The 20446-nt window shown below is 72.5% G+C and carries 17 protein-coding genes; 11 read left to right on the plus strand and 6 right to left on the minus strand.

Annotated features, from left to right (window positions below):
- Window positions 1-43: 43 nt before the first annotated feature.
- Window positions 44-1678 carry an IclR family transcriptional regulator domain-containing protein gene (locus OG956_RS20485; protein ID WP_330339439.1) on the minus strand — a complete coding sequence of 545 codons (1635 nt, stop codon included), beginning with the start codon at window positions 1676-1678 and terminating at the stop codon, window positions 44-46.
- 285 nt (window positions 1679-1963) lie between these two features.
- Window positions 1964-3382, minus strand: coding sequence for a M6 family metalloprotease domain-containing protein (locus tag OG956_RS20490; protein ID WP_443065579.1), 1419 nt, complete (start codon window positions 3380-3382; stop codon window positions 1964-1966).
- Window positions 3383-3695: 313 nt separating this feature from the next.
- Here OG956_RS20490 and OG956_RS20495 point away from each other — a divergent pair, with 313 nt between their 5' ends.
- Window positions 3696-4343, plus strand: a complete 648-nt coding sequence (locus OG956_RS20495) for a TetR/AcrR family transcriptional regulator (protein ID WP_330339440.1) — start codon at window positions 3696-3698, stop codon at window positions 4341-4343.
- 249 nt (window positions 4344-4592) lie between these two features.
- Window positions 4593-6137 (plus strand): MFS transporter, encoded by a 1545-nt coding sequence (locus OG956_RS20500; RefSeq protein WP_330339441.1) that lies wholly within the window; start codon window positions 4593-4595, stop codon window positions 6135-6137.
- 65 nt (window positions 6138-6202) lie between these two features.
- Here OG956_RS20500 and OG956_RS20505 read toward each other — a convergent pair whose 3' ends face one another.
- A complete protein-coding gene (locus OG956_RS20505; protein ID WP_330339442.1) occupies window positions 6203-6712 on the minus strand; it encodes a MarR family winged helix-turn-helix transcriptional regulator in 510 nt (169 codons plus the stop codon).
- Between the two features lie 108 nt (window positions 6713-6820).
- Here OG956_RS20505 and OG956_RS20510 point away from each other — a divergent pair, with 108 nt between their 5' ends.
- Window positions 6821-7609, plus strand: coding sequence for a dioxygenase family protein (locus tag OG956_RS20510; protein ID WP_443065580.1), 789 nt, complete (start codon window positions 6821-6823; stop codon window positions 7607-7609).
- A gap of 141 nt (window positions 7610-7750) precedes the next feature.
- Here OG956_RS20510 and OG956_RS20515 read toward each other — a convergent pair whose 3' ends face one another.
- Window positions 7751-8269, minus strand: coding sequence for a GNAT family N-acetyltransferase (locus OG956_RS20515; RefSeq protein ID WP_330339443.1), 519 nt, complete (start codon window positions 8267-8269; stop codon window positions 7751-7753).
- A 191-nt stretch (window positions 8270-8460) separates the two neighbouring features.
- Between OG956_RS20515 and OG956_RS20520 the strand changes: the two genes are divergently transcribed.
- The 3 genes from OG956_RS20520 (at window position 8461) to OG956_RS20530 (ending at window position 12081) form a co-directional block, all read left to right on the plus strand.
- Window positions 8461-9459, plus strand: a complete 999-nt coding sequence (locus OG956_RS20520; RefSeq protein ID WP_330339444.1) for a sigma-70 family RNA polymerase sigma factor — start codon at window positions 8461-8463, stop codon at window positions 9457-9459.
- Window positions 9460-10398: 939 nt separating this feature from the next.
- A complete protein-coding gene (locus OG956_RS20525) occupies window positions 10399-11010 on the plus strand; it encodes a TetR/AcrR family transcriptional regulator (RefSeq protein WP_330342894.1) in 612 nt (203 codons plus the stop codon).
- 117 nt (window positions 11011-11127) lie between these two features.
- Window positions 11128-12081 carry an IS481 family transposase gene (locus OG956_RS20530; RefSeq protein ID WP_330339445.1) on the plus strand — a complete coding sequence of 318 codons (954 nt, stop codon included), beginning with the start codon at window positions 11128-11130 and terminating at the stop codon, window positions 12079-12081.
- Between the two features lie 164 nt (window positions 12082-12245).
- Here OG956_RS20530 and OG956_RS20535 read toward each other — a convergent pair whose 3' ends face one another.
- Window positions 12246-13211 (minus strand): helix-turn-helix transcriptional regulator, encoded by a 966-nt coding sequence (locus OG956_RS20535; protein ID WP_330339446.1) that lies wholly within the window; start codon window positions 13209-13211, stop codon window positions 12246-12248.
- 62 nt (window positions 13212-13273) lie between these two features.
- On the opposite strand from OG956_RS20535, the gene OG956_RS20540 reads away from it, so the two are divergent.
- The 5 genes from OG956_RS20540 (at window position 13274) to OG956_RS20560 (ending at window position 19567) form a co-directional block, all read left to right on the plus strand.
- Entirely contained in the window at window positions 13274-14782 is a 1509-nt protein-coding gene (locus OG956_RS20540; protein ID WP_330339447.1) for an MFS transporter, read from the plus strand.
- A 199-nt stretch (window positions 14783-14981) separates the two neighbouring features.
- A complete protein-coding gene (locus tag OG956_RS20545; protein WP_330339448.1) occupies window positions 14982-15743 on the plus strand; it encodes a DeoR/GlpR family DNA-binding transcription regulator in 762 nt (253 codons plus the stop codon).
- Entirely contained in the window at window positions 15740-16687 is a 948-nt protein-coding gene (gene pfkB, locus OG956_RS20550) for a 1-phosphofructokinase (RefSeq protein WP_330339449.1), read from the plus strand. The genes OG956_RS20545 and pfkB overlap by 4 nt, the downstream gene beginning before the upstream one ends.
- A 298-nt stretch (window positions 16688-16985) precedes the next feature.
- Window positions 16986-19199, plus strand: coding sequence for a PTS fructose transporter subunit IIABC (locus OG956_RS20555; protein WP_330339450.1), 2214 nt, complete (start codon window positions 16986-16988; stop codon window positions 19197-19199).
- A 113-nt stretch (window positions 19200-19312) separates the two neighbouring features.
- Window positions 19313-19567 carry a hypothetical protein gene (locus tag OG956_RS20560; RefSeq protein WP_330339451.1) on the plus strand — a complete coding sequence of 85 codons (255 nt, stop codon included), beginning with the start codon at window positions 19313-19315 and terminating at the stop codon, window positions 19565-19567.
- Window positions 19568-19685: 118 nt separating this feature from the next.
- Here the strand turns inward: OG956_RS20560 and OG956_RS20565 are convergent, their stop codons facing one another.
- Window positions 19686-20432, minus strand: a complete 747-nt coding sequence (locus OG956_RS20565; RefSeq protein WP_330339452.1) for a DUF6227 family protein — start codon at window positions 20430-20432, stop codon at window positions 19686-19688.
- Window positions 20433-20446 lie beyond the last annotated feature (14 nt).

Genomic DNA, 20446 nt, shown 5'->3' on the forward strand with positions numbered 1-20446 from the left:
TGTAGCGGGTGGGGCGCGTCCGGTGGTGGGGCGCGGGGATGGGTCAGGAGGTGGGGATGGGGGTGAAGCGGGAGGCCGTGTGGAGGTCGGACTCGATGTGGGCGGCGGTTTCGCGCAGGGCGGGGAGGACGTCGTGGAGGCAGTCCTCGAGGGTGCGGCGGGCCGCGTGGGTGGCGACGTTCAGCGCGGCGACGGCGCGGCTTGCCCGGTCCCGTACCGGTACGGCGATGGATCGCAGGCCCGACTCCAGTTCCTCGTCGACCAGGGCGTATCCCTGGGCGCGTACCTCGGCGAGAGCCGGGGGGAGGGGAGCGCCGGCGTCCGCCAGGAGGACTCGGCCAAGAGAGGTCTGCGCGGCGGGCAGGCGTGCGCCGACCGTGATGTGCACGGTCAGGACGCGGCTCGCGCCCGCCCCGGCCGTGTACTGGATCTCCTTGCCGTCGGCGGTGAGGACCGCCAGTGCCGTCGGCTCGTGCAACCGGGTGGCCAGCGCCCGCAGGTGGGGCTCGGCGAGGCGGGGGAGCGTGGTGCGGGACAGCGGCGGGAAGCCGAGGTCCAGGACGCGCGGGGTCAGGGTGAAGGTGCGGTCGGGGAGGGCCTGTACCAGGCCGAGGTGCTCGTGGGTGAGCAGGGCGCGGCGGGCCGTGGCCCGGGCCAGGCCGGTCGCCCGTGCCACGTCGCTCAGGGACAGCGCCGCGCGGCCCTCGCCGAACGCGGTCGGCACGGTCAGTCCCCGGGCCAGGGATTCCACGAAGTCCCGGCCCAGCTGGTGCTTGGACGCCGTCGTCCAGGTCGCCAGGCCCGAGGGCGGCGGGCCGGGCCGCGGCGGTGGCGCGGTGCGCAGCTCGGTCTCCATCGCCGTCACCGCCGTACGAAGGCGGGGCAGCAGGCCGCCGCGCAGGTCGGCGGCGGAGTGCCGGCTGGTGTGGCTGACCACGCTCGCCACGCAGGCCAGACGGCCGGTGTGCGGATCCCGTACCGGTACGGACACGGCGACCAGGCCCGGTTCGATCAGCTGGTCGTCCACGGCCCAGCCGTCCCGGCGCGCCCGTTCCACGCGCTGGACGAAGGCGGAGTCGGGGAGTGGGGCGTCCGCCGGTCCTTCGGCCTGAGGCCGGCGGGGCGGTACGGCGGGGAAGGCCGCGTCCGTGGGGTCCGTCGCGCGGCGGGTGCGCCAGCGGGCCCAGTCCGGCTGCTTCCACTCGGTCGCGAACAGCGCGCCCGGCGCGGTGCGTTCGGCCGGGAGCAGGTCGCCGATGCGGAAGCTGACGGACATCGCGCGGCGGCGGGTGGCCTGGTGGATGAAGCGGATGCCGTCGAGATCGGCGACCGCGAGCGAGACCGATTCGTCCAGCTCGTCGGCGAGGGCGTCGGCGTGGGCGCCGAGCAGCTCGGGCAGGCGGAGTGCGGCCAGGTAGGCGTTTCCCAGCTCCATCACCCGTGGCGCGAGGACGACGTCACGGCCGTCGAGGCGGACGTAGTCCATGCGGGCCAGGGTCGCGGTGATCCGGTCGACCGTCGAGCGGGCGAGTCCGGTGGCCCTCTCCAACGCGCTCGGGCTCAGCGTGCCGCCCGCCTCGGTCAGCCGCCGCAGCACCCCGACCCCGCGCAGCAACGGCCCGACCGTGTCCCCCGCCTCGACACGGGTGTCGGTCTCCACTGCGCTCTTCGCGGGCATCGGCTCTCCGGTACGGCAATCAGGCACGCCTACGGTAAACCCCGCCCGGCGTCCCCCTCCCCGGAAGCCGTCCGGGGAGGCCCATCACGAAGCCGTCCGGGGAGGCCCAACACGGGGAGGCCGACCGCGCTGGAGAGCGTCTCGAGGGGCCCGCCTCACGGAGGACGTCCCGGGGGGCCTGCCTCGCGGAAAGGGTGCAGGGAGGTCTGCCACGTCGAGAGGGCACAGGGGCCGGAGAGCGTCCCGGGGAGGCCCGTCGGCAAACCCCTACCCCTGCCCAGGCCCCTATCCCCGAGAAACCCGCACCCGATACCCCCCCGCCTCCTCCCGGCTGACCACCTGGACGGTGATCCCGTGGGCGGGGTCCCTGAAGGTCTCGCCCGGGGTGAGGGTGGCGTCGGAGAGTTCGGTCTGGACGTTGGGGCTGCGGGTGCAGCCGGCGCTGTGCGGGTGGCTGTCGTAGACCGTGATCGGGCCGCGGCCGGTGTCGATGCCGCCGTCCACCTTGTAGACGAGCAGGCCCGGCCGGCAGACCACTTCGTCGTTGCCGCCCTGCTCCCGTACCTCGAGGGCGTAGGTGCTCCGGGAGCCGAGGGGTACGAGGACCAGCTTGCCGCCGCCCCGCTTGTACAGCGGTGTCAGCTGGTACTCCACGGTGCCCCGGCCCGCCACGCAGCCCACCTGGGAGCCGTCCAGCCAGCCCAGCTTCCACTTGTGCCAGCCGAGGAGATCGTTGCCGGCCCCCCAGTCCTCGCTCATGATGTCCCAGTGCCCGACCGCGCCCCCGCCGTCCTGGGTGTACAGGTCGGGCAGGCCGAAGGTGTGGCCGTTCTCGTGCGGCAGCACCCGGTAGCCGGTGCGGGAGTAGGAGCCGGAGCCGTCGTCCTGCCGGGAGTAGACGAAGGACGCGTTGGCGACGGGCACCCCGTCGGCGACCGGGGCGTCGCCGTTGCCCGCGAAGGTGACGGACAGGACCGTGTCCAGGGCGGAGGGGCCGGCGTTCGGGGTGACCAGGACGTTGAGGATGTCGTAGTCGCGGAAGTTCACCATCGGGTCGGCGGCGGCCACGATGTCCTGCACCAGCTGCCGGTAACCGGGGTCGAAGGGCGCGCCCCGCTCTATGCCGTACTCCTCGAAGGATCTCGGCATCCGCAGCCAGGTGGGGATCGGCGTCTGCGGCCGGTAGTCCAGGCGGCCGTACGACGCGGTCCGGAACCACTGCTGGGTCTGCGGGAAGAACTCGTGGAAGCGGTCCATGGCGCTGCCCTCACCGGGCGCGTCGGAGAAGTCGATCATCAGGGTCAGGGCGCGGAGCGTGCCCGTGGAGCGGGCGTAGCCGTGCGGGGTGGGCATGCCCTCGGTCATCTGCACGTCGATAGCGCCGTGGACGGCGCAGGGGACGAGGGCGGAGCGGGCCGAGCCGACGGGGCCCGCGGTGGTGGGCGCCATCAGGTGTCCGGTGCCGGCCGAGGTGCTGACCGCGAGGGTCAGTGCGGTCACCACGACCAGGGCGGCCACCCGGCGCGGGCGTATGCGACGGCGTGCGCGCCGGCGCACCTCGCCCCTTCCGCTCCGGCCGTCCCGCTCGGCGGGGCCGTCCACCTCGGTCATGCCGTCGGCGTGCACGTCCCGCGCGGCGTGCTGGAAACCGCCCCTGAGGGCTCCGGCGGGAAGGGATATGCGGCGGGGCGGCTGCGGCGGCATGCATGGACCCTTCGCTCCACGGCAGCCGCAGGTCTCCGGCTGCACCCTTGCGCTCACCCTGTGTCGGCGGTGTGCGCGTCGCGCGCTGGAGGAGACCGATCGTGGGAATGCGGGCCTGCAGGGGGGTGAAATCGGCCGGAGGTGAGTGTGTCTCAGGTCACAGGCATTCTTTTCCGGGCGGGAAATAACCGGGGACCCTCTCCCCGTTTAGACCTGTGTCCGAGCGAAACGGGGACTGCTTCCCCGGATCCCTCCGGGCGTCGAAGCAGCAGGACCAGTCCGACACCCGGTTCCACACCTCGAGGAGTACGACGTGCCGACCGCGACCACCCCCGCACCGCGCAAGGTGTCCCGGCCCCGTGCCGACGCCGTGCGCAACCGGGAGCGGATCGTCACCGCCGCCCGGGAGATGTTCGTCGAGCACGGCCCGGACGTGCCGCTGGACGAGATCGCCCGCCGGGCCGGGGTCGGCAACGCCACGGTGTACCGCAACTTCCCCGACCGCGACGCCCTCGTCCGCGAGGTCGTCTGCTCCGTGATGGACCGTACGGCCGAGGCGGCCGAGGTCGCCCTCGCGGAGACCGGGGACGCCTTCTCCGCGCTGGAGCACTTCGTGCACACCGCCGCCGACGAGCGGATCAGCGCGCTGTGCCCGATGATCTCCAGCACCTTCGACCAGCACCACCCCGACCTGGAGGCCGCGCGCCGGCGCGTGGAGCAGCTCGTCGAGGAGGTCATGCGCCGGGCCGTGGCGGCCGGTCAGCTGCGGACCGACGTGGGCGTCGGTGACCTGCTGATCGCCGTGGCCCAGCTGAGCCGGCCCCCGGCCGGCACGGACTGCCTGCGCGGCGACCGCTTCGTCCACCGCCACCTCCAGATCTTCCTCGACGGCCTGCGGGCCTCCGCCCGCTCCGCCCTGCCGGGCAGGGCCGTCACCGTCCAGGAGCTGCGCGCGTGCTGACCGATTAGTTCGGCCCCCGACCCGAGTCCACCACTGCACCCGACCGCCGGCCGTCAGCGTCGACGAGCCGCCGAGCCGGTGCCCTGCTGCTCCTTTGCCGCCGTTCGCAGGCGGTTCGTCCGCCGTCGTCCGCCGGCGGTTCGTCCGCCGTTTTGTCTGCCTACTGCGTTTTATCCGGCAACTCCGATCCATCCGTCACCACATCCCGATCCGACCTTTCCGTCACGAAGTCCCGAAGTGGGTACCTCCATGTCCGAAACAGCCCTCAAGGCTCCCGGCGCCGTCGCCCCGCGCGGCGACGCCAACCGCTGGAAGGCGCTCGTCTTCATCGCGCTCGCCCAGCTGATGGTCGTCCTGGACGCCACCATCGTGAACATCGCCCTGCCCTCTGCCCAGACCGACCTCGGGATATCCGACGGCAACCGGCAGTGGGTCGTCACCGCCTACGCCCTCGCCTTCGGCGGTCTGCTGCTCTTCGGCGGCCGCATCGCCGACAAGTGGGGCCGCAAGCGCGCCTTCGTCACCGGCCTGGCCGGCTTCGCCCTCGCCTCCGCGCTGGGCGGCGCCGCCACCACCGGCCCGATGATGTTCGGCGCCCGCGCGCTGCAGGGCGTCTTCGGCGCGCTGCTCGCCCCGGCCGCCCTGTCGCTGCTGGCGGTGATGTTCACCGACGCCAAGGAGCGCGCCAAGGCGTTCGGCATCTACGGCGCGATCGCCGGCGGCGGCGGCGCCGTCGGCCTGATCCTGGGCGGTTTCCTCACCGAGTACCTGAACTGGCGCTGGACCTTCTTCGTCAACGTCCCGTTCGCCGTCGTCGCCGCGGCCGGCGCCTACTTCGTCATCCGTGAGCCCGAGGGCGGCCGCAACCGCTCCCCGCTCGACGTCCCCGGCGTGGTCCTGTCCTCCCTCGGCCTGATCGCCCTGGTCTACGGCTTCACCCGCGCCGAGTCCGACGGCTGGGGCGACGGCGTCACCATCGCGATGTTCGTGGCGTCGGCGGTGCTGCTGAGCGCCTTCGCGTTCGTCGAGTCCCGGGTCAAGGCCCCGCTGCTGCCGCTGCGCGTGGTGACCGACCGCAACCGCGGCGGGATCTACCTCTCCCTCGGTCTCGCGATCATCGGCATGTTCGGCCTGTTCCTCTTCCTGACCTACTACCTGCAGGTCGTGAAGGGCTACTCGCCGGTCAAGACCGGCTTCGCGTTCCTGCCGATGGTGGCCGGCATGATCACCGGTTCCACCCAGATCGGCACCCGGCTGATGACCCGGATCCCGGCCCGCTTCCTGATGGGCCCCGGCTTCCTGGTCGCCGCGCTCGGCATGCTGATCCTGACCCAGCTGAAGATCGACTCCTCGTACGGCACCCAGCTGCTGCCCGCGATGGTGCTGCTCGGCCTCGGCATGGGTACGGCCTTCATGCCGGCGATGTCCCTGGCCACCGCGGGTGTCCAGCCCCGGGACGCCGGTGTCGCCTCCGCGATGGTCAACACCTCGCAGCAGGTGGGCGGCGCGATCGGCACCGCCCTGCTGAATACCATCGCCGCCTCGGCGACCACCTCGTACGTCAAGGACCACATCGCCCAGGCCGCCTCCAAGCCGCAGCAGCAGCTGGTCGGGCTCCAGGGCATGGTGCACGGCTACAGCACCGCGATCTGGTTCGCCGTGGGCATCCTCGCCCTCGCCTCCCTGATCGCCTTCACCTTCGTCAACGCCGGCCGTCCGGGCTCCGCCACGGTCGCCTCCGGCCAGGGCGAGGGCGTCGAGGACGAGGTTCCGGTGCCGGTGGTGGCCCACTGAGCGGCCGCACGTGAACCAGCGGCCGTAGCCGGCCGTACGGTGGCCCAGGGCCTGTCAGACAGGACCTAGCGGAGCCAGGGCAGGTCCGCACCCGCTTCATCGGGCTGGAGGCCCTCGGCGATGATCTCCATGATCTCGCCGAGGGCCTTCTGCTGTTCCGGGGACAGCCGCTCGAACAGCGCCTGGCGCACGGCGGTGACATGGCCGGGCGCGGTGCGCCGCAGCACCTCGGCGCCCTCGTCGGTGAGCACCGCGAACTGGCCGCGCTTGTCGGACGGGCAGTCCTCACGGCGCACCCAGCCGTTCTTCTCCAGCCGGGCGATGGCGTGCGACAGCCGGGAGCGGGTGATCTTCGCCTGCATCGCCAGCTCGGTCATCCGCAGCCGGCGCCGGGGCGCCTCGGCGAGGCCGACGAGCAGGCCGTAGTAGATGTGCGGCATGCCCGCGTCCCGCTGCAACTGCCGGTCGAGGTGGTCCTCCAGCAGCGTGGTGGCGTGCAGATAGGCGCGCCAGACGCGCTGTTCCTCGTCGGTGAGCCAGCGGTGCTGTGCGGCGGGGTCCGGTGCCGTGTTCATGTGTTCCACTGTACGAGGCAGCTCCTTGAAATTTGAACCAAGTGGGGCGTACTCTCACAGTAAGAGCTTGAGAGTTAAAGCAACGGAACGGGAGGCAGGGGAGCCGTCATGACCACCGCCAAGGAGCGCATGCCCGCCCTGTACCTCAGCCACGGCGCCCCGCCGCTCGCGGACGACCCCGTCTGGCCCGGCCAGCTCGCCGCCTGGTCGGCACGGCTGCCCCGGCCGAAGGCCATCCTCATGGTCTCCGCCCACTGGGAGGAGGCGCCGCTCGCGCTGGGCGCGGTGGAGACCGTCCCGCTCGTCTACGACTTCTGGGGCTTCCCCGAGCACTACTACCGGGTCCGGTACCCCGCCCCCGGCGCCCCCGAGCTCGCCGAGTCCGTGCGCAAGCTGCTGCGCGCCCCCGGCACCCCCGTCCAGGACATCCCCGACCGCGGCCTCGACCACGGCGCCTACGTCCCCCTCGTCGAGATGTTCCCCGACGCCGACATCCCGGTGCTGCAGATCTCCATGCCCACCCTCGACCCGGTGCGCCTGATGGAGATCGGCCGCAGGCTCGCCCCGCTCCGCGACGAGGGCGTGCTGATCATCGGCTCCGGCTTCTTCACCCACAACCTGGCCGCCCTGCGCCACACGGGCGGCGGCGTGCCCAGCTGGTCCTCCGAGTTCGACGACTGGGGTCGGAGCGCCCTGGAGGCCCGCGACTGGGACGCCCTGCTGGACTTCCTGGACAAGGCGCCGGCCGGCCGTTACGCCCACCCGCGCACCGAGCACTTCGCCCCGCTCTTCGTGACCATGGGCGCGGCGGACGCGGGCGGCGGACTGGACGCGCAGAAGTCCGTGATCGACGGGTTCTGGATGGGCATGGCGAAGCGGTCCGTGCAGTTCGGGTGAGGCGGGGCCGTGGGGGTTTCACGGCGGTCCTTCCGCCGGCCCTTCACGGTGGCCGTTTCGGTGGCCTTCATGCCGGCCCTTCATGCCGGCCCTTGACGGTGGCCGTTTCGGTGGCCCTTCGCGGTCCCGGTGTGAGTGGCCTCACAGCTCCTTCTCGTACCAGGCCACGTCCCAGTAGCGGCCGAACTTGCGGCCCACCTCGTGGTACGTGCCCACGTGCCGGAAGCCGAAGCGGGCGTGCAGCCGCTCGGAGGCCTCGTTCGGCTGGGCGATCCCGGCGTAGGCGCGGTGCACGTCCTCGTCCGCGAGCGCCTTGAAGAGGGCGTCGTAGAGCAGCGTGCCGACGCCGCGCCGGCCCGCGTCCGGGGCGACGTACACCGATGTCTCCACGGAGGTGACGTACGCGGGCTTCGGCCGGTAAGGGCTGGATGTGGCGTACCCCAGAATCTCCTGTGACTCCGCGTCCGTGGCAACCATCAGGCGGTGCGGGCCGTCTTCCGGGTGGGAGAGCAGCCAAGGGCGGCGCTCTTCCGGAGTGAAGATCGCGGTATCGAAGGTGATGGCCGTCTCACGTACATAGTGGTTGTAGATCGCCGTGAGGGCGTCGAGATCCCCCTCGACTCCCGGCCTGACCTGCACTTCTGTACGAAGCATCGGCATCACGTCTCCCGTGTGGCGGACAGGGTACTGCATGATCAGAAAAATTGGGGGGCGGGTTGGGAATTCTGTCCGGATTCCAGTCGTTGTTTCCCACGGATGCAGGGCACTCGGAGAGAGTTCCATAGACCCTCCCCTCGGTGCCGAGCGTTCATCAGGACCACCCGCCAGCCCACCATCGCAAGGGAGCACGCATGGCAACCCGTGCCGTCGCCCGTCGTCAGTCCGCCACCGGCGAGACGGTCGACTCGGCAAGCAGTGTTCGCGCTCATGGCGGCGAGATCGCGGACCGCGACCTGGTCGGCATGTACCTCGACGAGATCGCGCGTACGCCGCTGCTCGACGCCGCAAAGGAGGTCGAGCTGTCCCAGACCATCGAGGCGGGTGTGTTCGCGCAGCAGATCCTCGACGGCGAGGAGGAGTCCGCCACGGACGCCTCCCGCGAGGAGCTGGAGGCGCTGGTGGCCGCCGGTGAGCGGGCCAAGGACATCTTCATCCGCTCCAACCTCCGGCTGGTCGTGGCCGTGGCCCGGCGCTATCCGCGCAGCGGCCTGCCCCTGCTCGACCTGATCCAGGAGGGCAACGCCGGCCTGGTGCGCGCGGTGGAGAAGTTCGACTACCGCAAGGGCTTCAAGTTCTCCACGTACGCCACCTGGTGGATCCGCCAGGCCATCACCCGCTCCATCGCCGACCAGTCCCGCACCATCCGGCTCCCCGTCCACCTGGTGGAGGAGCTGGGCCGCATCCGCCGCGTTCAGCGCGAGTTCAACCGCGAGCACGGCCGCGACCCGGAGCCCGCGGAGATCGCCGAGGAGCTGGGCACGACGGCGGAGCGCGTCATCGACGTCCTGGACTGGGCCCGCGACCCCGTCTCGCTGAACATGTCGGTGGACGACGAGGGCGAGACCCAGTTCGGCGACCTGCTGGAGGACACGTCCGCGGTCAGCCCCGAGCAGTCCGTCCTCACGCTCCTGCGCAGCGAGGAGCTGGACGACCTGATCGGCCGCCTCGACCAGCGCACGGCCTCCATCATCAAGATGCGGTACGGCATCGAGGACGGGCGCGAGCGCACTCTGACCGAGGTCGGCAAGGAGCACGGCCTGACCCGCGAACGCATCCGCCAGATCGAGAAGCACGCCCTCCTGGAACTGAAGAAGCTGGCCCGCCAGACCGGCTTCGACGCGGCGGCGTAGCGGGGGAGGGGGCGGTCACCGGCACGGTGCATCCGGTCCGGCGGACCCGGCACCGACGCCTGCGGGCGTACGGCACCTGGGGTGCGTGATGCCTGGGGGGACACCGCTCGGGGTGCGGTGCCTCTGTGGGCACGCCGCTCGGGGTGCGTGGCGCCTGTGGAGCACGCCGCCCGGGGCGGGGGCGCCTGTGGGTACCGCACTCGGGGCCGGTGGTGCCTGTGAGGTACGCCGCCCGGGGTGCATGGTGCCTCTGGGATACGGCCGCCCGGGGCGGGTGTTGCTCTTGGGCGTAAGGTGCCTGGGGGGAGCGCACGCCGGTGGCGGAAGACGGCGCAAACATGGCGCTGTCCCCTCGCTTCAACTCCCGGGCCCACGGGAACAACCCTTCCGGGCCCCACAGCAGCCAGGCCCGGGAACCGCACTCCCCACGCACCATGCACCACGCCGACTGGGCCGACCCCACGCGCCCGGCACCGCACCACCCAGGCCACAGAGCCAGGTCCCGACGCACACCCCCCCGGCGCCGGGACCTTCCCAGCCGGGCCTCGGCACCTATCCCCCCCCGGGTGCCGAGGCCCGGCTTCATCGTGTGTCCGCCGTCAACTGCCGTTCATTGGCCGGTACTTGAGCCAAACTGATCGCGTGCCGCATGCCGTAGTCCAACCGCCCGGTGCTGCCCGAGCGTTCACATCAGGCCAGCGCATGTGGAGGCAGCGCGGAGGCGGCCGCATCCTGGAACGACGGCCCACCCCGTACCTGAACCCCGGGGTGGACCGCCGGATGGCAGATTCTGCCACATAGGCATAGCCTGCCGGGATGAGCACCACCCCTGGTTCCGCCCCCGGCCCCACCTCCGGCCTCACCTCAGGCACCTCCGATCAGCCGCTGTCCGCTCCCGCACCGGTCTCGCTGACCGAACGCCGGAAGGCCGAGACCCGGATGGAGATCGCACGGGCGGCGGCGGCCCTGTTCGTCCGCCAGGGCCTGCGCGCGACCCGCGCCGAGGACATCGCGCAGGCCGCGGGCATCGCACCGCGCACGTTCTACCGCTACTTCGCCACCAAGGAGGAAGCGGTCGCCCCCCTCTACGCGGCGGGCGCCCAGCGCTGGGCGGAAGCGGTCCGCTCGGCCCCGGCCGGCCTCGGCGTCCTTGAAGCCCTGGAGCACGCCGTCCGGTACACCCTCACCCCCGGCGCCGGCGTCTCGACGGCGTCCTGGGAATGGGTCCGCACCCTTATCCGCCTCGCCGAAGCCGGCCCCGCCCTGCGCAAGGTCTGGGCCGAGGTGTGCCAGGCCTCGGAGCGCACCCTGGCCGAGATCCTCGCGAGCCGCATGGCGTCGACCGACGGCGATGCCCCGACGCCGGCCGGCCCCGACCTCCGCTTCGCCGCCGCCGTCGCCGGGGCCGCCGTCCGCGTGGCCGTGGAGTCCTGGGCCGCCACCACCGCCCCGCCCACGGGGCCGGACGGCCCTGCGGCCCTCGCGCTGCGCAACCTCGCCTCTCTGCGGAGCTTCCGCTGGGTCGGCGAGCCGGCTGACGAACAGCACTAGCTGTTCTGTCCAGGGAGGTTGGTGACGGACGGCACGGCTGGGTGGTCTTGAACGGGTGAGGGCCTTCCGGCTTCGGTGTGGATTGCGACATCTCCACCGAGCACCGAGAAGGCCCTCTTGCCCCACCGTAATGCACCGCTGACCGAGACCGGCCGTCTTCGCCTGGCCCGCTGTGTGGTCGAGGACGGCTGGCCCCTGCGCCGGGCTGCCGAACGTTTCCAGGTCTCACCGACCACGGCCCAGCGATGGGCCGACCGCTACCGCCAGCTCGGCGAGGCGGGTATGAGCGACCGCTCCTCCCGACCGCGCACAAGCCCGCGCCGTACTCCGACCCGCACCGAGCGCCGGATCATCAAGGTCCGCGTGCTGCGCCGGTGGGGACCGGCCCGCATCGCACACCTGCTCCGCCTGGTTCCCTCGACGGTGCACCGCGTGCTGACCCGCTACGGCCTGGCCCGCCTCACGCACCTGGACCGGGCCACGGGCCGTGTCATACGCCGCTACGAACGCGACCGCCCCGGTGAACTGGTGCACGTCGACATCAAGAAGCTCGGCAACATCCCCGATGGCGGCGGCCACAAGGTCCTCGGCCGACAAACGGGCCGCAAGACCCGCGCCAACGCCGGCTACAGCTACCTGCACACCGCCGTCGACGACCACTCCCGCCTGGCCTACAGCGAGATCCACCCGGACGAGAAGAAGGAGACTGCCACCGGCTTCTGGACTCGGGCGCAGGCGTTCTTCACCGGCTGTGGGGTCACCGTCGAACGAGTCCTGACGGACAACGGCGCCTGCTACCGCTCACGCGACTGGCGAGACCTGCTGACGGCGGCAGGGATCACCCACAAGCGAACCCGGCCCTACCGGCCCCAGACCAACGGCAAGGTCGAACGCTTCAACCGCACCCTGCTCGACGAATGGGCCTACGCCCGCCCCTACCGCTCCGAGCAGGAACGACGCGACGCCTTCCCACAATGGCTGCACACCTACAATCACCACCGCGGACACACCGCACTCAAGGGCCACCCACCCGCCAGCCGCGTCCCCAACCTCTCAGGGCAATACAACTAGCCGTCACCCATCACTCAGCTCTCCGCCAAGTTCCCGCAGCGCGGCGCCAGTTCATCCAGCCCCCGCCCGGCTCGGCCCTCCGCCAAGTTCCCGCAGCGCGGCGCCAGTTCATCCGGCCCCCGCCCGGCTCGGCCCTCCGTCAAGCTCCCGCAGCGCCGCACCAGTCATCCAGCCACCGCCCGGCTCAGCCGTCCTCCCAACTCCCTTACACACGCCACCAGTTCGTCCGGCCCCTGCACCGCGAACTCGTACCCTGTCATCGCCAGCCGCACCGCCAGCCACTCCAAGGGGCCGCCGAAGGCGCCCCGCAGGACGCAGCCTCCCTTTCCGTCGTCCTCCGGCGCTCCGAGCCATGCCGGCACCCGGGCGGAGACCTGCTCCGCCGGCGCGGCGAACCGCACCGCGAAGTCGTAGGTGTCGTGCCGGCCCTGGATGGACTGCCGCAGATACTCCGCGGCGCTTCCGGTCGGCAACTCCCGTGGGGTGAACCGGACTCCGGTCGCGAACGGCTCGCTCACCCGGTCCACCCGGAAGGTCCGCCAGTCGGCGCGGTCGAGGTCGTAGGCGACGAGATACCAGCGCCGCCCGGTCGACACCAGCCGGTGCGGCTCGGTCAGCCGCCGCGACTCGCCGCCGTCCTTGTCGCGGTAGGCGAACCGCAGCCGCTCGTGCCCCGCCACCGTCGAGGCCATCACGGTCAGCGTCTCCGGCGCGATGCTCGGCCCGTCGCCGCTGGTCAGCGCCGTGGTCGCCGCCTGCAGTGTGGACACCCGGTGGCGCAGCCGGGACGGCAGCACCTGCTCCAGCTTGGCCAGGGCCCGCACCGAGGCCTCGTCCACCCCCTCCACGGCATGCCCGGCGCCGGCCCGCAGCCCCACCGCGATCGCGACCGCCTCCTCGTCGTCCAGCACCAGTGGCGGCAGCGCCTTGCCCGCCACCAGCCGGTACCCGCCGTCGGAGCCCTTCGTGGCCTGCACCGGATAGCCCAGCTCCCGCAGCCGGTCGATGTCCCGCCGCACGGTCCGGCGCGACACCCCGAGCCGCTCGGCCAGCTCGCCGCCGGGCCACTCGCGGGGCGTCTGGAGGAGTGAGAGGAGCTGCAGCAGCCGTGCCGGTGTGTCCGTCGTCATGCCGTCGAGGATGCCGTACCACTAGGACATCATCTGACCTAATGCGGTCCTAGCGTGACGGCATGACCTCCACGGAACAGACCCTCAGTGCTCGCCAGGAGCCTGGTGACCGCCGCCGCTGGTTCGCGCTGGCGATCGTCATGGCCGCCGCCTTCATGGACCTCGTCGACGTCACGATCGTCAACATCGCCATCCCGTCCATCGAGCGGACCGCCCACGCCTCGGTCAGCCAGATCCAGTGGATCACCGCCGGTTATGCGCTGGCCTTCGCCGCGGGTCTCATCACCGGCGGCCGTCTCGGCGACATCCACGGCCGCAAACGGCTGTTCCTGATCGGTGTCGGCGGCTTCACCCTCGCCTCCGCCCTGTGCGGCTTCGCCGTGAACCCGGAGATGCTGGTCGCCTCGCGCGTGCTGCAGGGCGGCATGGCGGCGATGATGGTGCCGCAGGTGCTGTCGATCGTGCACGCCACCTTCCCGGCGCACGAACGCGGCAAGGTCTTCGGCCTGTTCGGCGCGATCGTGGGCCTCGGCGCGGTGTCCGGGCCGCTGCTGGGCGCGCTGCTGACGGAGTGGAACCTGTTCGGCCTCGAGTGGCGGCCCATCTTCCTCATCAACCTCCCCGTGGGCGTCCTGGCCTGGCTGCTCGGACGCCGTTTCATCACCGAATCGAAGGCCCCCAAGGCGCTGAAGCTGGACCTGGTCGGTGTCGCCCTGGTCTCGCTGGGCCTGCTGATGCTGCTGTTCCCCCTCACCCGCGGACGCGAGCTGGGCTGGCCGCTGTGGGGCCACCTCTGCATGGCCGGTGCGCTCGTGGTCTTCGCCGCGCTGGTGTCGTACGAAAAACGGAAGGCGGCCAAGGACGGTTCCCCGCTCGTCGAGTTGTCCCTCTTCCGGGTGAAGAGCTTCGCCGCGGGCATCGCCGTACAGACCGTCTTCGGTGTCGCGCTCGGCATCTTCTTCCTGGTCTGGACGCTGTACATGCAGATCGGTCTGGGCTGGAGCCCGCTGCGCGCGGGGCTGACCGGCGTGCCGTTCTCGCTGGCGGTGTCCACGGCGGCCGGGATGTCGGTGCAGAAGCTGGTCCCCAGGTTCGGGCGGAAGGTGCTCCAGGCGGGGGCGCTGACCATGGCCGTGGGTGTCCTGGTCTATCTGTGGGAGGCGCACCGGTACGGCCTCGCCATCGCGTCCTGGCAGATGGCCCTGCCGCTGGTCGTGATGGGCGCGGGGATGGGGCTGATCGTCGCCCCGCTGACGGACGCGGTGCTCTCGGAGGTGCCGCGTGAGCACGCCGGTTCCGCGTCCGGGCTGATCAACACGGTGCAGCAGATGGGCAACGCGCTCGGCCTGGGCCTGGTGTCGGTGGTGTTCTTCGGCGAGATCGGCGACCGGCTCGCCCCGGGCCAGGTCGGCCCGGCGTTCGTGCACGCCTTCCAGCACGCGCTGTGGTGGGTCGCCGGCGTCATGGCCGCGATCTTCCTGCTGATGTCCGCGCTGCCGAAGCGGCCGGCGCAGCACGTGGAGGGAGCGGACGCCCCGACGCCGGCGCGGGAGCCGGAACTGGTGCACTGAGAACCGCGCCCACCAGGGCCCGGCACCCGCGGGGTGCCGGGCCCTTCGCGTGCCCCTCCGTCCGGCCGGACGCCCGGTCATGCCCGATCCAAGCCCGAACCTGTTTACTTTCCGGAAATCCCGGCGTAGCCTCCCGACTGAAACCACACGTTCGGGCATCACTCAGAAGCGAACGGACATCGAGTCGGAGGCCAGCGAGATGTACGCACCGGAACGGCAGCAGGAGATCCTCCGGCTCGCGCGTGACGGGGGCCGGGTGGATGTCCTGTCGCTCGCGGAGGAGTTCCAGGTCACCGCGGAGACGATTCGCCGCGATCTGAAGGCCCTCGACCGCGCCGGCCTCGTCCGCCGGGTGCACGGCGGTGCCATCCCGGTCGGCCGGCTCGACTTCGAACCGGACCTCGCCGAGCGCGAGTCCACCGCGGCCGACGAGAAGGACCGCATCGCCAAGGCGGCCCTCGCCGAACTGCCGGCCGAGGGCACGATGATCCTCGACGCCGGCACGACGGTCGCCAGGGTCGCCGCCGCGATCCCGCTGGAGGCCGCCCTGACCGTCGTCACGCACAGCCTGCCGATCGCCGCCCGCCTCGCCGACCACCCGGGCATCCAGCTCCACCTGGTCGGGGGGCGCGTACGGCACCGTACGCGCGCCGCCGTGGACGCCTGGGCGCTGCGCGCGTACGGCGAGATCCGCGCCGACGTGCTGTTCGTGGCCGCGAACGGCTTCTCCGCCGAGCACGGGCTGACCACCCCGGACCTCGCCGAGGCCGCGGTCAAGCGGGCCGCGGTCGCCGCCGCCCGCCGCGTGGTCCTGCTGGCCGACTCCTCCAAGCACGGCCAGGAGCACTTCGCCCGGTTCGGCGACCTGGGCGACGTGGACCTGCTGATCACCGACACCGGACTGAGCCCTGAAGACGCCGCCGTCATCGAGCGCGGCGGCACGGAAGTAGTGCGCGCATGATCCTCACCGTCACCCCCAACCCCTCCCTGGACCGCACCTACGAGGTCCTGGCCCTCAAGCGCGGCGAGGTCGTCCGTGCCGAGACCGAGCGCATGGACCCCGGCGGCAAGGGCGTGAACGTCTCGCGCGCCGTCGCGGCCGCCGGGCGGCGCACGGTCGCCGTGCTGCCCCTGGGTGGTGCGCCGGGCGCGCTCGTCGCCGACCTGCTCGACGCGCAGGGCATCGAGGTCGCGCCGGTCCCGGTCGCCGGAGACACCCGCTCCAACATCGCGCTCGCCGAGTCCGACGGGATCCTCACCAAGATCAACGCGCCGGGGCCGGAGCTGTCGGCGCCCGAGCAGGCCCTGCTGCTGGCCGCCATCCGCGAGCACTCACGCGACGCCGACTGGATCGCGTGCTGCGGCAGCCTGCCCCGGGGGCTCGCGCCCTCCTGGTACGCCGATGTCGTCACGGAGGCGCACGCCGGGGGCGCGCGCATCGCCTTGGACACCTCGGGGCGCGCGCTGCTGGAGGCGCTGCGCGCCCGGCCCGACGTGGTGAAGCCCAACGCCGAGGAACTCGCCGAAGCCGTCGGGCGCCCCCTGGCGACCGTGGGCGACGCGCTGAAGGCGGCCGAGGAGGTGCGCGCCATGGGCGCGCGCGCCGTGCTCGCGAGCCTGGGCGCCGACGGGCAGCTCCTCGTCGAGGACACGGGCGCCTGGTACGCCACCGCGCGCGTGGACGCCGTCCGCAGCAACGTCGGCGCCGGCGACTCCTCCCTCGCCGGTTTCCTGATCGCCGGCGGCAGCGGCCCCGAGGCCCTCGCGTCCGCCGTCGCCCACGGCGCCGCCGCCGTCCAGCTGCCCGGCAGCGTCATGCCGACTCCCGCCGACCTGGACCCGTCGGCGGTGACCGTCACGGCCGAGATCCCCCTCGACCGCGAACTGACGGAGCCGGTGCCGTGAGCGCCCCGGCCCGCCCCCGTACGACCGCTCCCCACCGGCCGTGGCGGGACTCCCCGTCCTCCGCCACGGTCACCGCCCCGGCTTCCACCGCCTCCCCTCACCGGCCGTGGCGGCGTTCCCCGTCCTTCGCCGTGGCCGCCGCTCCGGCTTCCACCGCCTGTCCCCACCGGCCGTGGCGGGACTCCCCGTCCTCCGCCACGGTCACCGCCCCGACTCCCACCGTCTCCCCCCACCGCACCCCCGTCCCCACCTTCGCCCACCCCTCTCCCCGGGCGATACGCGTGCAGAGGAGCCCGCGATGAGCGACATGATCACCGCGGACCTGGTCGATCTCGACCTGTCCGCCGACACCAAGGAAGCGGCGGCGCGTGCCCTCGCCGAGCGCATGGCGGCCCAGGGCCGGGTGACCGACCTGGAGGGCTTCCTCGCCGACGTGGCGGCCCGCGAGGCCCAGATGCCGACCGGCCTCGACGGCGGCATCGGCATCCCGCACTGCCGCAGCGCCCACGCCACCGAGCCGACCCTCGCCTTCGGCCGCAGCACGGCCGGCATCGACTTCGGCGCCCCGGACGGCCCGGCCGACCTGATCTTCCTGATCGCGGCCCCGGCCGGCGCCGACGACGCCCACCTGACGATCCTCTCCTCGCTCGCCCGCCAGCTGATGAACACCGAGTTCACCTCGGCGCTGCGCGCGGCGACCGACGCGGAGACGGCGGCGGCGCTGATCCGCGGGGAGGAGACGCCGAGCACGGCGCAGGCGGCTTCGTCCAAGGAGGACGCTGCTCAGGGCGCCTCCGGGCAGGCTGCCGTGGGCGCTGCGGACGCCGCGGACGCCAAGACCGGCTCCGAAGACACCGCTGCGGCGTCGGTGGCGGCCTCCGCCGGCGCCGCGGCGGGCACCACCGCGCAGGAGCCGGGCGCATCCGCCCCTGCGCAGGCCGCCCCCGCGCAGGCCGCCCCCGTCGGCGCCGGCTCCGGCGGGGACTCCGCCGAGCGGCCCTTCCGTATCGTCGCCGTCACCTCCTGCCCTACCGGCATCGCCCACACCTACATGGCGGCCGAGTCCCTGGAGAACGCGGGCCGCGAGGCGGGCGTCGAACTGGTCGTCGAGACGCAGGGCTCGGCCGGCTTCGACCGGCTGGACCCGGCGGTGATCGCGGCGGCGGACGCCGTGATCTTCGCGCACGACGTCCCGGTCCGCGACAAGGACCGCTTCGCGGGCAAGCCCACCGTCGACGTGGGCGTGAAGGCGGGCATCAACCGCCCCGCCCAGCTCATCGCGGAGGTGCGCGAGAAGGCGGCGCGCGGCGAGGCCGGCGCGCCGGCGTCCGCGTCGGCCGGCACACCGGTCGAGCGGGCCGGCGACTCCACCGAGGGGTACGGCACCAAGCTCCGCAAGTGGCTGATGAGCGGCGTGAGCTACATGGTCCCGTTCGTCGCCGCCGGCGGCCTCCTCATCGCCCTGGGCTTCGCGATCGGCGGCTACAAGATCAACAAGGCGCCGTCGGTGATGGACCACTTCATATGGACCCAGGCCGACAGCTGGGGCGCCCTGCTGTTCCAGATCGGCGGCGTCGCCTTCGGCTTCCTCGTCCCGGTCCTGGCCGGCTACATCGCCTACGGCATGGCGGACCGGCCCGGCCTCGTCCCCGGCTTCGTGGGCGGCGCGATCTCCCTGACCATCAACGCCGGCTTCCTCGGCGGCCTGGCGGCCGGCCTGATCGCCGGTGGCGTGGTGATGGCCATCCAGAAGGTCACCATCCCGCCGGCCCTGCGCGGCATCATGCCGGTGGTGGTGATCCCGCTGATCTCCTCGGCGATCGTCGGTTTCCTGATGTTCGTCGTCATCGGCAAGCCCATCGCCACCGCCCAACACGCCCTCACCGACTGGCTGAACGGCCTCACCGGCTCCAACGCGATCCTGCTCGGCGCCCTGCTCGGCCTGATGATGTGCTTCGACCTGGGCGGCCCCGTCAACAAGGTCGCCTACACCTTCGCCACCGCCGGCATCGCGGTCTCGAACCCCAGCGACTCCGCGATGAAGATCATGGCCGCGGTGATGGCGGCCGGCATGGTCCCGCCGCTGGCGATGGCGTTGGCCACCACCGTGCGCGGCACGCTCTTCACCCGGGCCGAGCGCGAGAACGGCAAGGCCGCCTGGGTCCTGGGCGCCTCCTTCATCTCCGAGGGCGCGATCCCGTTCGCGGCGGCCGACCCGCTGCGGGTGATCCCGTCGTCCATGGTCGGCGGCGCGCTCACCGGCGCCCTGTCGATGGCCTTCGGCGCCACACTGCGCGCCCCGCACGGCGGCATCTTCGTGGTCCCGCTGATCGGCAACCCGCTGCTGTACCTCATCGCCATCGCCGCCGGCGTCTGCGCCACCACGGCCTTGGTCGTCCTGCTCAAGGGCATGCGCAAGCAGGCCCCGGAGTCCGCGCCCGCCGACCCCGCCGACCCCGCCGCGAACGCGGCCGCCACGGCGAAGGAGTCCAAGCAGCCGGTCGCGGCCTGACCGCCGTACCGCTGCCTCTTGTCCCTTTGGTGTGCTGTGAGTTGTTCACGGCACCTGCGAGATACGTCACGGTCCGGGACTTAAGTCCCGGACCGTGGTGTGTACTGGGACGCATGCCTGAGCACGTCCCGACTCTCCAGTTGGCCGGCGTGGCCGTCCTCGCTGTGGCAGCCGTCGCGTGGGCCGTCGTCCTGATCCGCCTGCTGCGCCGCATGGGCCCCCCGGCCCCGCCCCGCCGCACCACCGCGCCGCTCCTCACGGCCCTGCCGCGGCAGCGGAGCACGGGTCCGGAGCTGGAGTCCGTCGAGCTGACGCCCGCCGAACAGGACGCCTTCGCGCGCCTGGTCCGGCGATTCACGGGCGGCTGACGGAGCGGGGCGCCGGGGCCGCTCGGGCGTCCCACGCGCCGCGATCCCCCGGCCGCGCGGCGCCGTCCCGCGAGCCGCGCACGCCGTTCCGCGAGTCGCGCGGACGTCCTCGCGGGTGCTATCCCTGCCGTGCCGCGCGCCGTTCCATGGCGTCGCGGGCCGCGTCCTCCGACATGTACACCTCGCACATGTGCCGCCCGTCGGGTGTCGCCGTGTGCTCGACCTCCCACAGGGAGACCTGGCCGCCGTCCGGCAGCAGGAACGCGTGCTCGTACAGCGCGTAGCTCAGTCCCACGCGTCCGGCGCGTCCCGGGCGGCCGAACGCCTGCGTGATCTCGTGCGCCGTGGCCGTGGCCAGCAGCGCCGCCGTCTCGGCGCCGGGCCGGTCCGGGTTCTCCGCACGGCGCAGAAGCCGGCGCGCGTGGTCCGCCGAGTCCTCGGAGGCGAACACGTGCCTCGGCTCCGGAATCGCCCACAGGCGCATCAGCGCGGGCAGCTCGAACTCCGGCGTCTGCGGCGGCACCCCGAGCCGCGCGGCGGCCGCCTGCAGCTCCTCCTCGTCGACGTACACCTCGCTCTCCGGGGCGGCGCCCGGCGTGGGATTGTGCACCAGCTCCCACAGCGTGAGCGCGGAGCCGTCGGCGAGCAGCCAGGTGTGCCGGTACGTCTCCCGGTGCAGCCCCGCGCTGTGGTACGCCGAGTGCAGCGAACTGTCGTGCGCCAGCGCGCAGTCGAGCCGCCGTATCACCTCGTCGGGGAGCTCGAAGGAGTTCAGGGCACGGCCGAGGAGCCGCGCGAGATGCTCCTCAGGAGACTCGGGCGACTCGGCTGGTTCGTACGCTGCCGTCTCGTACGGAACGCTCAAGGTTTCTCCCGGCG

Origin of the sequence: Streptomyces sp. NBC_00557 (genome assembly GCF_036345995.1) — a bacterium.
GTDB lineage: Bacteria > Actinomycetota > Actinomycetes > Streptomycetales > Streptomycetaceae > Streptomyces.